Genomic DNA, 14,670 nt, shown 5'->3' with positions numbered 1-14,670 from the left:
ATATCATAATCCCTTATTAGGGCTGAGATTTTCTCCTTTGATACTCTGTGGATGTGACGACTTAACACGATAGGTACTGACAATCGTACAGATATTGAATTGAGCCGCCAAAGTTAACGCACTACAGCGTTAAGCTAATAGAATAAAAATAAGTAAAATAAAGGGGGATAGGTGTGTTAAATCGTGTGTGGTTAGCTTTTTTTATCACGGCACTGCTCGCAATTGCGGTGCAGTTGTTCAATGGTCACTTTGACGTTTTATCGGTTTCGGTAGCGGCATTGTTTGCTAGCGCTAAGCTTGCCGCTGAAATATCCCTTGGACTGATTGGCGTGCTTTCCCTGTGGATGGGATTGATGCAGGTAGGCGAGAAGGCCGGTGTGGTTGGTGCTATCGCCTTTGTGTTTGAGCCATTACTGCGCCGTTTGATGCCCGAAGTCCCTAAGGGACATCCCGCCTTTGGCAGCATTACTATGAATTTAACGGCGAATATTTTTGGCTTGGATAATGCCGCCACGCCGCTTGGTTTAAGGGCGATGCATGATTTGCAGAGTTTAAATCCATTAAAAACGGTGGCGACCAATGCGCAAATCTTATTCTTAGTACTCAATACTTCCTCTGTCACTTTAGTGCCAGTAACTGTATTTCTTTACCGCGCCCAGCAAGGTGCTGCTGCCCCTGCGGATATTTTTCTGCCGATTTTACTGGCAACCTCAGCATCAACACTGGCGGGCTTACTGGTTGTAGCATTAGTGCAGCGGATTTCATTATTGAACTCGGTGGTGCTCGGTTACGGCGCCTTGATGCTCTCTAGCTTAGTGGCGAGTGGGTTTTATTTAATGACCTTAAGTGCACAGGCGATAGGTACAGTATCGACGGTAATGGGCAATGGTATCTTACTGTTACTGGTATTTACCTTCGTGATTGTTGCTGGTATTCGCAAGGTGGCGGTTTATGATGAATTTATTGATGGGGCAAAAGCAGGGTTTGCTCAATCAATTCAGTTGATCCCTTATCTGCTCGCTATGTTATTGGCCATTGGTTTGCTGCGCGCATCTGGTGCTCTGGATTATTTATTGCAGCTGATTGTCACTGGCGTGCGGATATTGGGTTTTGATACCCGTTTTGTCGATGCGATGCCAACTGCGCTGATGAAACCTTTTAGTGGCTCAGGCGCCAGAGCCATGATGCTTGAGACAATGGATCACCATGGCGTCGATTCTTTTGCTGGCAGGCTCGCAGCCATTTTTCAGGGCAGTACCGAAACCACTTTTTATGTTTTAGCGGTGTATTTTGGATCAGTGGGTATTCGTCACGGCCGCCACGCTTTAGCCTGTGGATTAACCGCCGATTTTGCGGGGATCAGTGCCGCGATTGCCGTTTGCTATTGGTTTTATGGTTAACAGGATGGCAAGTGTCTTGAGCACCCTAGAATGTGCCAATAACAGTTCGAGAAGCTAAAAATCAATCAGGCGCATAATGCGCCTGATTGATTTGTAACAGCTTTGACTAATTTTTAACAGCTTTAATTAGGGATTGTAATGCGCTGGATTACTGGGCTGGCGCCCATTCCTGCCATTCGTTTTCGGCTTTGTGTTGCAATCTTAATACTGCACCAGTCGCTAAACGATTACCCTCTTGAGTTGTGTCCTTAGTCGCCACATTGATGCCGCCAGCGAGTAAGGTTTCCAGCGAGCCCGCTTCGATTTGGGCACCAGAGAAGAGGCCGACATCGACTTTAATCCCTGAGGCATCCCAGAACTGACTGCTTTGATTCACTAAGTGACTGTACTGTGCCTCGATATGGGCCTGCATCAATACACTGTTACCCTGTGTCGATAGGCTATAACCGTCGATTTGGCCGACTTTGATACCACGGAAGAAGATTGGTGTGCCGACTTTCATCGAGCCTAAGGTGTTATCTTCTAAGACGAATTTAAGCGCATCTTCGGCAACATTGGCATAACTGCTGGCAGCGAGGTTGGCAACAAACTGGGTCGCTTTTTGACTGCTTGTACCCGGCAGTACACCGATATAAGGGCCAGTGATCAAGGTTTCTGGCGCTTTAATTCCTGCTAGAGAAATTTGCGCATCCACTAAATGATATTCACAGTCACTGCGGCTGAAATGTTCGGCATATTCCCCGTAGAGATATGCGCTAGCTGTGAGTGTATCGAGATCCGCATTGAGTTTTACCTGCGACACTTCACCCACTTGATGACCTTGATAGCGAATCGCGGCCTTGGGCGTAAGCTTGCTGGAGGCGGGTAATGTGAGGCGAATCGCCTGCGCCTGAGTTAATGCCAGCTGCTTGCTCTCATAGAGTTTTAACGGGATTGTATTGCTCACTTTGTCATTGATATCAAGCAGTCCCATACTGATGCTGCCCTTTAATGCCCCTTGTAGCGGGGCAACGGCGACATCAATACCGGCAAGACTGGCACTGATATCCACGGCGCTGTTACGCCAGAATACTTTTGGCTTTTTCAGCAAGGGTTGAAACTGTTTGTCGATAGCGAGCTTGATAGCAAAGTCTTCGGTTTTGCTTTGCCAGTTCACTGAGTCAACGGTGCCAATTTGCATTTTTTTATAGTAAATCGGTGAGCCTTGGCTGACATCGGCGCCATCTTGACTGATTAACGTTAAATGTACTTGCTGCTGACGATCATAAAAAGCTGTCGCAGTATCCACAGAGCTAAAGAGGGTCAGAGCGCCACTAGCAGCTAAAGGTGTGTCGCTGTGACCTTGGATCAAGCTAACAGCACCTTGAGTGAGCGTGGTAAAATCCCTTGCTTTGACTGAGACACCGTTTAACGATGCGTTTACCGTTAATGCTGACTCAGGCACAAAATAGCTGTCGCTGCGTATTAGACTGGCAAACTCAGGTTGTAGCTCGAGTTGGTATTCCACCGCCGATAAATCTTTGGTTAACTTAACCGCAAGCACTGAACCAATGGGGATTTGCTTGAAGCGAACTTGAGCGCCCGCTGAAATGCCCATGTTTTCGGCTGAGGTTAAGGTCAAGAAACGCTTCTTCGATTGCAGTAAATCAGGCGCTTTTGCTTGTAAGGTAAAATTGCTTGGCATAGCCGTTTTAGTATTAATACCCGGCAGGAAGTTGATCACGCTACCTGTCAGTAAGCGTTCTGGATTTTTAATGCCTGAAAGGGAAATATCTGCACCTTCAAGCCAAAACACGCCGTCGTTAGTTAACAGTGAACCATATTGAGGTTCAAATTTAGCTACGGCTGTAATGCCATCTTGGGTAAGTTGCTTACTTAACACACTGCCAATATTGATACCGCGATAAACAATGCGAGTCCCTTTATCGACTCCGCTACCGTCGGCCATTGTTAGGTTGACTTCAATGCCGCCAAGGGCGGTGATCTCTGAGTCAAAAAGAGCAAACGTATCACCATTTTGGGCGATAGGAGCATCATCGTCAGAGCTGAAAGTTACGCCGCCCGCAAGTATTGACGCCAAGCTTTCAGAGCTGACTTGAATACCCGTAAGTGAAGCATCAATTTTCACGCCAGAAACATTCCAAAAATGCGAGTTTTTCTTCACTAACCGAGCGTATTGTTCTTGAATAAAGGCGCTGATCAACACTCTTTGATTACCGTCTAAACGATAGCTCGCTACACTACCCACAGGTATTTGGCGAAAGAATATCGGCGATCCCACATCTAATGAACCGAGTTTATCTGAGGTCAGTTCAACCATGACACCTTCAGAACCAATTTGCATTGGTGGCGGTTGGCGCTCGGCCTCGAAGAAAGTGGCGTCATTACCTTTCCCTGGCTGAATAGCAATATAGTTGCCTGAAAACAGTGCATCTAAGCCTTCAACGCCAGTAATGCTGGCTTTGGGGGTGACGAGCCAGAATAAGGTTTCTCTATTTAAGAAAGGTTTGGCGCGATAGTCCATCATGACTTTGACGTTCACGCCTTTCAAATCGTCATCGATACCGATGTCTTTGACTTTACCGACAGTTAAGCCTTGGTATTTGACTAAGGTTTTACCGACGTCAATCCCTGTCGCACTCGGAAAATGTATTTGAATTTCAACACCCGATTCTTTAATGCTCTTAATACCCAGCCAAGCACCCAATGCCAACGCGACAATAGGAAGCAGCCAAATGGGCGAAAAGAGTTTTTTCTTTACAACTTTCGGCGATTCAATTTGTGTCATCTTGAGGTTCCAATCGATCCCAGAGTAAACGAGTGTCTAAAATTTTTGCGGCTAGCTGAGTTAACAGAATAACCAAGGCAAATGCGGTAGCCGCAGGCGCGGGTTTCGCGTCGAGTAATTGTCCCATGTTCACTAATGCCACTGTGATTGAGATGACAAATAAATCGAGCATTGACCAGCGGCCAATCCATTCGATGATGTGAAAACCCACCATCAATTTCTTTTTTGAAATCGGGATATCAAAGCTGATCGCGCACAGATAAATAGATAAGCCGATGATTTTAATCCATGGTACTAAAATACTGGCGGTAAACACTATGATGGCAATAGGCAGCATATCTGAATGCACTAAATGCAAAATGCCCGAAAAAATCGTGTCGTGCCGCACTTGCCCTTGATTGGTCAGCATAGTGATAGGGTAAATGTTGGCTGGCACCAGCAAGATGGCAGCGGTAATCAACAAAGCCCAACTTTTTTGCAGGCTGGAGTAGTCCCTGACTTGCAACTCAGTTTCACAGCGCTGACAGTGCGTGAGTTCACTGCTGTTGAGTTGGCGACACACTTTGCAGAGACATAGGCCGATATCTTTACCTTGTTGTTTCATATCAGCGATGACCTTCCAATAACGTCCACATATGTTCTAAGTCGTATTCTCTTTGTAGAAACAAGGTCACGAGAAATAGCATAGTGAAGCAAAATGTGCCCATTCCAAAGTAAATATCTGAAAAATCAGAAAGCTGAAATGAAGAAACTAAAAAACTGATCACATAAATCTCTAACATAGTGAGTTGCGACAATACGCCATGACATTTCAATAATTGCTTTAATGATTTTCGCCACAAAACATTATTTAAGCCCCATTTGACAATTAAGATCTGCACTAAGATGGATAACAGTAATAAGCCCGGGCCAATTACTGCGGCGGCTAGCACGGCTAAACCTACTAACCAATAACCTTGATCAAATACGGCAAATGCACCTTGAAACACAGTGGTGGTACGAATGCTACCAAAAAAATGGATCTCAAGTACTGGTAAAAAATTGGCCGGGAAATAAAACACTAATGCCGAAATACACAGTGCTAACATGCCATTTATAGAGTAATAGGGGGTGTCATAAAGTGCGGTGCTGCAACGCGGGCAAATTGCTCTTACACCGCTAGGCAAAGCTCGTTTGCGGATTGCTAAATCGCAGGAACGGCATAAGATTATTGAGTTTTCTGCTGTATTTTCATGCATATAAAAATATTACTAGCCTAATTTTGAGTAATAACAGCGAGATCCGTGCGTCATATGATGTTAATAATCGTTAAATACTCTCTAACGTTCATATTATCTTGGCAACGAAAGTAGGCTAATAATATCAGATTAATCAGAACACTTGCATCACAAGTTCAATCTATGTCACTCTAGTTACTGTATATAAAAACAGTGCGAGGCAGTCATGGCAGTAATAACACAGTTTGTCGTGGTCAGAGAAGGGGTTGAAAAGATGACATTCACATCTAAGAAGGAGGCTGATGCCTACGATAAGATGCTCGATATCGCTGACAACCTGATCCCTTTTATTCAACAAGCCGATTTGGGTATAGATGAAAGTGTGAGCGAAAAACTCGCATTCTACTTCGCTAATAATAAAGATGAGCTAGCAAACTTGCTTAAAGGCGTCGTTCAGGTTAATAGTACGCCAACGAATCCACCTACTGCGAAAAAAGCGGCTAAAAAGACCGAAGCAGCAGAATAAAATTGTTAGGAAATGTAATGAAATCGAAATTTTATGAGTCACTGAACCGTCAGGTATTAGCTCTGATGGCTGGCGAGGATGATCTTGTCGCGGGTATGGCAAATTTTTCAGCCTTACTTAATGATAACTTGACAGAGCTTAATTGGGTGGGATTCTACGTGATGCGTGGTGAACAACTGGTACTTGGCCCGTTTCAAGGGAAAGTAGCTTGTACACGTATCCCGTTAGGAAAAGGCGTATGCGGTACGGCAGCGTTAAGCAATCAAACTCAGCGAGTGGCCGATGTTAATCAATTTGATGGTCATATTGCTTGTGATTCTGCCAGTAATTCAGAAATCGTTGTGCCAGTTCGTGCACAGGGTAAAGTGATTGCTGTACTCGATATTGATAGCCCTATCTTGGATCGTTTCGATGAAGAAGACCAAAAAGGGCTAGAATTATTGGTTAAAAGTTTTGAAAGCTGCCTATTTGATTAATTTACGTACAATAATGCATAATTCATGGTCGCAATCGGTGGCGTGCGCCTTATAATATGTGCCTGCACGCATTAAGCTGGTTTGATTAGCATGCAATAAATAAGCTTAGTGTTTTGAGCTGTAAAAATTTGTTAAGGTCTATTTTTTAACTTTAGTAAACGCGGCTAGGATGCTAATTTGTACGTTGACTCACTATTGAGTTTAACGAAGATAAATGACTCGTAAGAAGTTGATCAATATCACCTCGAATCGATGTCTCTTTTTTGACTGTGGAAGTAATGATGGAATCAACAGAAAAGTTGACCGACACCAATGCAATTTTGGCGTATTTGTATGAAACATTTCCTTTGTGCTTTATTGCTGAAGGTGAAACTAAGCCATTAAAAATCGGGTTGTTTCAAGATTTGGCTGAAAGGTTGGCTGATGATTCTAAAGTCAGTAAAACTCAGCTCAGAGTTGCCTTAAGACGTTACACCAGCAGTTGGCGCTATTTGAAGTCTGTTAAAGCAGGCGCACAACGCGTTAATCTGGATGGCGAACCTTGCGGTGAGTTAGAGCAAGAGCATATTGACCATGCTCAAGCGATGTTGAAAGAGAGTCAAGAGAAGGCCAAAGCGAAACGTGCAGCACTTGCACCAAAGCCTGTGGCAAAGAAAGCACCTAAAAAGGTGGCGGCTCCTCAGCGTCCTAAAACTGAACGTCCAGCTAAGCCTGCACCTAAAGCTGCTGCGCCAGTCGTGAATTATGTCCAAGCACAATTGACTGATTTAACGAAAAAACAACGCGTCAATGTTAAATTAGGTATGACTCCTGTAGCCGGTGTCATTACTGATATTAACAAGGAAGATATTCATGTTCAGCTTGATAGTGGCCTAACGATTAAAGTTAGAGCAGAACATATCCTGCTGTAATCATTTATTAAAACGGAGTAACTTGTTGATGCGAAACCTCACTTTGGCTACCTCTATCGCCACAGTTTTTGTCGGATTTTCGGCTTGGGCCGTACCACCTACTATTCAAATCAGCGAGTTACCCACTCTCAAGCAGGAAGCGCAACATAAGGTTGCGAGCAAAAGGGTAACGGATTTATATACTCGTTCGCACTATCATCGTTTTAATCTTGATGATGCCTTTTCTGCACAAATTTTTGATCGTTATCTGCAGCAACTCGATTTCCGTCGCAATGTATTAACGCAAGCTGATGTCGATAGTTTTAAGCCTTACGCGACTCAATTTGATGACATACTCAGTTCTGGTGAACTTGAGCCTGCCTATAAGATGTTTGATATCGTCCAAAAACGTCGCTACGAAGGCTTTGTTTATGCTTTATCCCTATTGGATAAAGAGATTAGTTTCACCGTACCTGGTGATGTCTATGAGTATGACCGCGATGACGCGGCATGGCCAAAAGATCAGTCTGAAATTAATGAGTTATGGCGTCAACGTGTAAAATACGATGCGTTAAATCTAAAACTCACAGGTAAAGAATGGCCTGAAATTGTTGATATCTTGCAAAAGCGTTATAACAATGCCATTAAACGTTTGACTCAAACTAACAGTGAAGACGTATTCCAAGGTGTGATGAACGCGTTTTCACGTAGCATTGAGCCGCATACCAGTTACCTTTCACCACGCAATGCTGAACGTTTCCAAATGGAAATGAATTTAAGCCTAGAGGGTATTGGTGCGCAGCTGCAACTTGAAGACGATTACACCGTTATAAAAAGCTTAATTGCTGGCGGCCCTGCGGCGGGTAGCGAAAAGTTGTCACCAGAAGATAAAATTGTCGGCGTTGGTCAAGAGGGCGCAGAGATAGTTGATGTTATCGGCTGGCGTTTAGACGACGTCGTCGAACTCATTAAAGGTCCAAAGGGCAGTAAAGTTGTCCTGCAAATTTTACCTAAAAAAGGCGGCTCGAATGCTAAGCCATTCAATGTCACCTTAGTACGCGATAAAATTCGTTTAGAAGACCGAGCAGCAACCTCTAAGGTGATTGAGCCTAAAGATGGTGAATACGCTAATCGTAAGGTTGGTGTGATCCATATTCCTGGTTTTTACATGAATTTGTCGCAGGACGTTGAAAAAGAGCTGGTGAAATTAAACGAAGCCAAAGTTGAAGGTATCGTGATTGATTTACGCGGCAATGGCGGCGGCGCATTAACCGAAGCCGTGTTACTGACGGGCCTCTTTATTGATATGGGACCCGTGGTACAAATTCGTGATGCGGATGGCCGAGTATCTGCACACCGCGATAACGATGGTAAAACCAGTTATGCTGGGCCATTGACTGTGATGGTTGACCGTTACAGCGCTTCTGCCTCTGAAATTTTTGCTGCCGCGCTGCAAGATTATGATCGCGCATTGATTGTAGGTGAATCGAGTTTTGGTAAAGGTACTGTGCAACAACATAAGAGCCTTGGCCGTATTTACGATATGTACGAAAAACCATTGGGTCATGTGCAATACACGATTCAAAAGTTCTATCGTATAAATGGTGGCAGCACTCAGATTAAAGGCGTTACGCCTAATATCGCGTTCCCCAGTGCGTTAGAGCCAGGTGAATATGGTGAAGCGGAAGAGAAAAATGCTTTGCCTTGGGATAAAGTACCTATGGCACAATATGGCACCCTCAATCATATTACACCTAACCTAGTAACGAGCCTTGAGACTAAGCATCTAAACCGTATAAAAGACAATGTAGAATTTGCTTATATTAATCAAGATATTGCCGACTTTAAAAAGCATCACAAAGAGAAAACGGTTTCTCTGGTTGAAAGTGAGCGTATTGCTTCCCGTGAAGCCGATGAGAAGAAAGTCCTCGATAGAACGAATGAGCGCCTAGTCGCCAACGGTTTAGCTCCGGTTAAATCAATGGACGACATTAAAGACGACGCCGAATTACCTGACGCATTTTTAGATGAAACAGCCTATATCACTTTAGATATGGCTGATGTGCAAAAACTGGCTCAAACCAGTGCCGCTAAATAGGCATTAGTCGAATCGATTTATCCAATATCAAAACGCGCTTATGGCGCGTTTTTTCTTATTTAGATCAGCGTTAAAGGGATCAAAATGACTCAAGCTCAAGCAAAATACTTAAAAGATTATCAAGCCCCTCTCTTTACGATAGAAACCATTGATTTAGCCTTTAATCTGGCTGGCAAAGAAACTCAAGTACAGGCTATAAGCCGAGTAAAACGCACTTCTCAACATCAACAAGCGTTAGTGTTAGATGGCGAAGACTTAACGGTCGTCTCGCTGACGGTTAATGGCGAGGCTGCACCGTATCATGTGAGTGCGGGTCAGTTAGTCCTAGAAACGGTGCTTGATGAGTTTGAGCTCAAGATCATCACTAAGCTCGATCCTGAGGCTAATTCGAGTCTTGAAGGGTTGTATATGTCTGATGGTGCCTATTGCACACAATGCGAGGCTGAGGGCTTTAGACGTATTACTTATTTTCTCGACCGTCCCGATGTATTAGCCAAATACACAGTGCGTATCGAAGCCGATAGAGCCGTATTTCCGTTTTTACTGAGTAACGGTAATTTGATTGATCAAGGTGAGTTAGATGGCGGGCGCCATTATGTTTGCTGGCAAGATCCATTTCCAAAACCAGCGTATTTATTTGCCTTAGTCGCTGGCGATTTTGATCTATTGCAAGATGAATTCATCACTCGCAGTCGCCGTAAAGTGATTTTGCAAGTGTTTGTCGATAGAGGGAATTTACATAAAGCGCACCATGCGATGGCGTCACTGAAAAAATCTATGGCATGGGATGAGAGCCGTTTTGATCTTGAGTACGATTTAGATATTTACATGATAGTCGCGGTTGATTTTTTCAATATGGGCGCCATGGAAAATAAAGGCTTAAATATCTTCAACACTAAATATGTGCTGGCAGATACCTTAACGGCTACTGACGATGATTATCACGGTATTGAATCTGTAGTTGGCCATGAGTATTTTCATAATTGGACTGGAAATCGCGTAACGTGTCGCGATTGGTTCCAGTTAAGTTTAAAAGAAGGCTTAACCGTTTTTCGCGATCAAGAATTTAGCTCTGATTTAGGTTCACGCGCGGTGAATCGCATTCACGCAATCAAAGTCATAAAAAATCAGCAGTTTGCCGAAGATTCTGGTCCTATGTCACATCCCATTCGTCCAGAATCAGTGATTGAGATGAATAATTTCTACACAGTGACTGTGTATAATAAGGGCGCCGAAGTGATCCGTATGATGCACACTTTGCTCGGTGAAGAAAAGTTTCAGGCGGGGATGAAACTATATTTTAAACGCCATGATGGCCAAGCTGTCACCTGCGATGATTTCGTGGCAGCAATGGAAGATGCTAGTGGAGTCGATTTAACTCAATTCCGTTTATGGTATAGCCAAGCTGGCACGCCGATTGTGATTGCAATGGACAGTTTTGATACACAAACGGGCATTTATCAGTTGACCCTTAAACAAAGTCTCGCAAACTGTCCATCACCCTTGCATATTCCGTTCAGCATTGAACTCTTAGATGCCAATGGCCACTCTTTAGTGAATGAAGTGCTTAACTTTACCCAGGCTGAACAAGTGTTTAGTTTTGAGGGATTAACCCATAAACCTGTGGCTTCATTACTGCAAGATTTCTCAGCGCCAGTCAAATTACACTATGACTTTGATATTGATCAACTGGTTAACTTAATGCGTTTTGCTAGTAGTGAAATCGCGCGCTGGGAAGCCTCTGTTACCTTAGTAAGCCAAGCTATCTGGCAAAATGTGGCTAGCTTACAACAGCAACAAGCCATGACACTCGATCCTCGAGTGCGCGATAGCTTTAAAGGTGTATTGCTAGATACCAAGCTCGATCCTGCGTTAATCGCTGAAATATTAGCGATACCGACAGCATCTGCTCTGATTGAGCAAACTGAGAGTGTTGATTTAGATGCTTTAGCCTTAGCCCGTGAATTTGTGTTAACAGAGCTGGCTTCCTATTGTGAAGATGAATTAATCAGCTTATATCGTTCATTGATTGCTGTCGATACAACTCAGGCAAGATCGCTTAAAAATCAATGCCTAACTTGGTTAGCTAAGGTATCGGATGAGGCGAATAATTTAGTCATATCTCAGTTCGAGAACGCGAGTAACATGACGGATTCGCTCGGCGCACTGACTGCGGCGAACACCGGCGATTTACCTTGTCGTGATGAGCTGATGTCGGTATTCGAATTACGTTGGCAAGATACGCCTCTGGTAATGGATAAATGGTTTATGCTGCAGGCTAGCCGTGATTCAGATTCGGTGATTGAGTGCCTCCGTCAATTGCAACAACACAAGAGCTTTAGCATGAACAATCCAAACCGGGTGCGCGCGTTGATTGGCAGTTTTGCTGCAGGTAATATCTATCAGTTCCATCGTAAGGATGGCAAGGGTTATGCGTTTTTAACAGAATGTTTAATCGCACTGAATCACCTTAATCCACAGGTTGCCGCTCGTATGGTGACGCCATTGATCCAGTTCCGTAAGTTTGATTCAGGTCGTCAAACCTTGATTAAAGCCTGTTTGGGACAACTTTTAGCTCTGCCTGATTTATCTAAGGATATGTACGAGAAAGTTTCGAAGGCGTTGGCAAGCTAACCGTTTGTGGGAGGAGGGCGGCAGGAGTGCCGCCCTAGTGTTATGGAATTATATTTTAAACTATCGATCAGTTATCGAGATTTTTTACCGTATTATCAGGGGGGGGCTGATAAAGTCGAGGTCCGTGAAATCCAAGGGAAGATCCTGTGGATTAATGCACGGCATTTTAGGCGTTTTTTGACTGAAAATGGCATTCAGGGTTATTTCAAATTAGTTTTAGATAACAAAGGACAATTTGTTTCATTAAATCGAGTTTAGCAATAATTTATTGATTTTAACTTAGAGCAATTACTTTAAACGGACGATTGATTATTACACTCATTTTTTGATATCTAATTTAAAATAATACCGTTGAATTTAAAGTCTTTTTTATGTTTTTTGCGGTTCTAATTCTATCCTTCCTTTCCCTAATTTAAATCACTTCTTAAAAATCTGCAGTACAAATGTACCTACATGCTTAATTCTTTAGAAAATTATCTCTAACTGTGTCTTGCTCAAGGAGAATAATTGCTGTAACAATATTGTTGCCTGTGAGATAACAAGATGTTGGCTGTAATTCCTAAAACAAAAATCCAGCAGGGTACGGAGAGCTAAAATGAAAATTGTTAAAAATAGTTTTAACAAATCGGCGCTTGCTTTGGGGGTGGCGTCGGCATTGAGTTTGTTAATGATCCCAAGTGTTAATGCAATATCGTTTAATTGGGGAGAGGTTGAAGGCACATTTGACTCAACTTGGACGGCAGGTGCGAGTTGGCGTGTGGGTGAGCGTGATTGGGAAGGCCAAATTGGTAAGGTGAATCAACCTCAGTTTGACTGGTCTAACTACAGTGCATTTAATAATACAAAATATACTTCAGCTGATATTTGGGCCCAACCTGGTTCATATTCAAGCAACAATGATTTAAGTAATTTACTCTATTCTCAAGGTGACACTACCTCTGAAATCGTTAAAGGTTTGCATGAATTATCGTTGAAATACAAAAACTACGGTTTATTTGCCCGTGGCATGTATTTCTATGATCGTAAACTCAATGATGGTAATTATGATTACAATGATCCGCTAACGGGCAAAGAGTTTGACCCTTGTGAAGACAACCGTGCTTCAGAAGTTCAATGTAAAGATATTCGTTTATTAGATGCGTTTGTGTATGGCAACTTTGATTTGAATGATGGTGCTAATCCATTATCAATCCGTGTTGGTAATCAAGTGGTGTCTTGGGGTGAGAGTACCTTAATTGCCCACGGGATTAGTGAAATCAACGCGGTGGATTTGAACATACTTAACGCGCCGGGTGCTGAGCTAAAAGAAGCATTCAGACCCCAAGGCATGGTATGGGCATCTCTGGGCCTGACTGAATCACTCACGGTAGAAGCTTTCTATCAGTATGATTGGCAACCTATTTGGGTGCCAACAGCGGGTTCTATCTTTGCTACAAATGATTTTGTGGGTTATGGCGGTTATGCACAGAATGCCCAGCTTGGATTTAATGCTAACCCCGATATTAATTTAGATTTCATGACTCAGGAATATGAGCTTCTAGCGGGTATGATCGCCAGCGGTCAATCGATTTCAACGCAGCAGTTAGTGTCTATGGCTTTAGCTTATCCCACTAAAGTGACACTGGTGCAGGATGAAGAAAAACCCAGCGATGATGGACAATACGGTATCAAGCTCGGCTATTATGCGCCAGAACTGGGTGAAACTGAATTTGGTCTCTATTTTATGAATTACCATAGCCGTCGTCCGCTTATTAGTGGTACGGCTGCTGATTTTAGTACGGGCGCATTGTTATCTGATTTGGCCGTACTAGGACAAAGCGCTGGAGATATTAACCGCGAATTACTATTGAGTTTGAAGAGTTTTTCTAAGGCGCAAGTCGTCTATCCAGAAGATATTAAACTATATGGTTTGAGTTTCAACACGCTGATTGGTGATACCTCTGTCGCGGGCGAAATTTCCCATCGTCAAGATGAACCGTTGCAAATCGATGACGTTGAATTATTGTTTGCCGGTATGCCACAGCAGTTAGCCAATGCGGGGCTTCGTCCTGATCTTGATGGTATTTCACAGATTAAAGATGTTCAACCGGGTGAAACCGTGGATGGCTTTATTCGTCTTGATACCACTCAGGCACAGATGACGTTTACTCATTTATTCGGCCCAACCTTAGGGTTAGATAATTTGACTATGCTGGCCGAAGTCGGTGGTGTATGGATCCACGATATGCCAGGTTTTGATGAACTGCGTCTCAATGGTCCTGGTACATCTCGTTCTGGTGGTAATCCAGATATGCCGGGGATTATTCAAGCACTGCATAACGGCCCTGAAACTAACCCTTTCCCAACTGATTTTGCATGGGGTTACCGTTTAGTCGCTAAAGCTGATTTCAACAACGTATTCGCTGGGGTCAATATGTCACCACGCATGATTTTCTCCCATGACGTTGACGGTATCACTCCTGATCCTATGTTCCTGTTCACTGAAGGACGTAAGTCCGTCGCACTAGGTGTTAACTTCGATTATCAAAACCGTTGGGGGGCAGATATCTCCTATAACAATTTCTTTGGCGGTGTCGGTACGACAAATGCGATGGCAGATCGTGATTATGTTTCATTCAATATCAAGTATTCGATCTAAAAG

Annotated in this window: 11 protein-coding genes; 8 read left to right on the top strand and 3 right to left on the bottom strand. The window is 43.5% G+C overall.

Annotated elements, in window-relative coordinates:
• Positions 1-173: 173 nt before the first annotated feature.
• The gene (locus tag ACRN9H_RS00470; RefSeq protein ID WP_432311989.1) at positions 174-1,400 is read left to right on the top strand and encodes a nucleoside recognition domain-containing protein; all 1,227 of its coding nucleotides are present in this window, start codon (positions 174-176) and stop codon (positions 1,398-1,400) included.
• A 148-nt stretch (positions 1,401-1,548) separates the two neighbouring features.
• On the opposite strand, the gene ACRN9H_RS00465 is transcribed toward ACRN9H_RS00470, so the two are convergent.
• The 3 genes from ACRN9H_RS00465 to ACRN9H_RS00455 are packed head-to-tail and all read right to left on the bottom strand — an operon-like array spanning position 1,549 to position 5,426.
• Positions 1,549-4,188, bottom strand: coding sequence for an MlaD family protein (locus ACRN9H_RS00465; RefSeq protein WP_432311988.1), 2,640 nt, complete (start codon positions 4,186-4,188; stop codon positions 1,549-1,551).
• A complete protein-coding gene (locus ACRN9H_RS00460) occupies positions 4,175-4,792 on the bottom strand; it encodes a paraquat-inducible protein A (RefSeq protein WP_432311987.1) in 618 nt (205 codons plus the stop codon). The genes ACRN9H_RS00465 and ACRN9H_RS00460 overlap by 14 nt, the downstream gene beginning before the upstream one ends.
• 1 nt (position 4,793) lies before the next feature.
• A complete protein-coding gene (locus ACRN9H_RS00455) occupies positions 4,794-5,426 on the bottom strand; it encodes a paraquat-inducible protein A (RefSeq protein WP_432311986.1) in 633 nt (210 codons plus the stop codon).
• A gap of 205 nt (positions 5,427-5,631) precedes the next feature.
• Between ACRN9H_RS00455 and ACRN9H_RS00450 the strand changes: the two genes are divergently transcribed.
• The 7 genes from ACRN9H_RS00450 to ACRN9H_RS00420 all read left to right on the top strand — a co-directional run bounded on the left by ACRN9H_RS00450 (position 5,632) and on the right by ACRN9H_RS00420 (position 14,667).
• Positions 5,632-5,931 carry a YebG family protein gene (locus tag ACRN9H_RS00450; RefSeq protein WP_220774280.1) on the top strand — a complete coding sequence of 100 codons (300 nt, stop codon included), beginning with the start codon at positions 5,632-5,634 and terminating at the stop codon, positions 5,929-5,931.
• Between the two features lie 17 nt (positions 5,932-5,948).
• Positions 5,949-6,407 (top strand): GAF domain-containing protein, encoded by a 459-nt coding sequence (locus ACRN9H_RS00445; protein ID WP_432311985.1) that lies wholly within the window; start codon positions 5,949-5,951, stop codon positions 6,405-6,407.
• A 281-nt stretch (positions 6,408-6,688) separates the two neighbouring features.
• On the top strand, positions 6,689-7,318 hold the full coding sequence (gene proQ, locus ACRN9H_RS00440) for an RNA chaperone ProQ (protein ID WP_432311984.1): 630 nt from the start codon (positions 6,689-6,691) through the stop codon (positions 7,316-7,318).
• A gap of 28 nt (positions 7,319-7,346) precedes the next feature.
• On the top strand, positions 7,347-9,395 hold the full coding sequence (prc, locus tag ACRN9H_RS00435) for a carboxy terminal-processing peptidase (protein ID WP_432311983.1): 2,049 nt from the start codon (positions 7,347-7,349) through the stop codon (positions 9,393-9,395).
• 84 nt (positions 9,396-9,479) lie between these two features.
• Positions 9,480-12,029, top strand: coding sequence for an aminopeptidase N (gene pepN / locus ACRN9H_RS00430; protein WP_432311982.1), 2,550 nt, complete (start codon positions 9,480-9,482; stop codon positions 12,027-12,029).
• Positions 12,030-12,071: 42 nt separating this feature from the next.
• A complete protein-coding gene (locus ACRN9H_RS00425) occupies positions 12,072-12,287 on the top strand; it encodes a DUF2835 domain-containing protein (RefSeq protein ID WP_432311981.1) in 216 nt (71 codons plus the stop codon).
• A 337-nt stretch (positions 12,288-12,624) separates the two neighbouring features.
• Complete coding sequence (locus ACRN9H_RS00420; RefSeq protein ID WP_432311980.1) at positions 12,625-14,667, top strand: DUF1302 domain-containing protein; 2,043 nt, start codon at positions 12,625-12,627, stop codon at positions 14,665-14,667.
• Positions 14,668-14,670: the final 3 nt, after the last annotated feature.

The sequence above is a fragment of the Shewanella sp. MF08487 genome, from assembly GCF_050848685.1.
GTDB lineage: Bacteria > Pseudomonadota > Gammaproteobacteria > Enterobacterales > Shewanellaceae > Shewanella > Shewanella glacialipiscicola.
This window is presented reverse-complemented; position numbering and strand designations above follow the sequence as displayed.

What these genes read in the sequence shown, in the direction of transcription:
- proQ (WP_432311984.1), top strand. Translation starts at nt 6,689, where the DNA reads ATGGAATCAACAGAAAAGTTGACCGACACCAATGCAATTTTGGCGTAT.
- prc (WP_432311983.1), top strand. Translation starts at nt 7,347, where the DNA reads ATGCGAAACCTCACTTTGGCTACCTCTATCGCCACAGTTTTTGTCGGA.
- ACRN9H_RS00420 (WP_432311980.1), top strand. Translation starts at nt 12,625, where the DNA reads ATGAAAATTGTTAAAAATAGTTTTAACAAATCGGCGCTTGCTTTGGGG.
- pepN (WP_432311982.1), top strand. Translation starts at nt 9,480, where the DNA reads ATGACTCAAGCTCAAGCAAAATACTTAAAAGATTATCAAGCCCCTCTC.
- ACRN9H_RS00465 (WP_432311988.1), bottom strand. Translation starts at nt 4,188, where the DNA reads ATGACACAAATTGAATCGCCGAAAGTTGTAAAGAAAAAACTCTTTTCG.
- ACRN9H_RS00425 (WP_432311981.1), top strand. Translation starts at nt 12,072, where the DNA reads ATGGAATTATATTTTAAACTATCGATCAGTTATCGAGATTTTTTACCG.
- ACRN9H_RS00445 (WP_432311985.1), top strand. Translation starts at nt 5,949, where the DNA reads ATGAAATCGAAATTTTATGAGTCACTGAACCGTCAGGTATTAGCTCTG.
- ACRN9H_RS00455 (WP_432311986.1), bottom strand. Translation starts at nt 5,426, where the DNA reads ATGCATGAAAATACAGCAGAAAACTCAATAATCTTATGCCGTTCCTGC.
- ACRN9H_RS00460 (WP_432311987.1), bottom strand. Translation starts at nt 4,792, where the DNA reads ATGAAACAACAAGGTAAAGATATCGGCCTATGTCTCTGCAAAGTGTGT.
- ACRN9H_RS00450 (WP_220774280.1), top strand. Translation starts at nt 5,632, where the DNA reads ATGGCAGTAATAACACAGTTTGTCGTGGTCAGAGAAGGGGTTGAAAAG.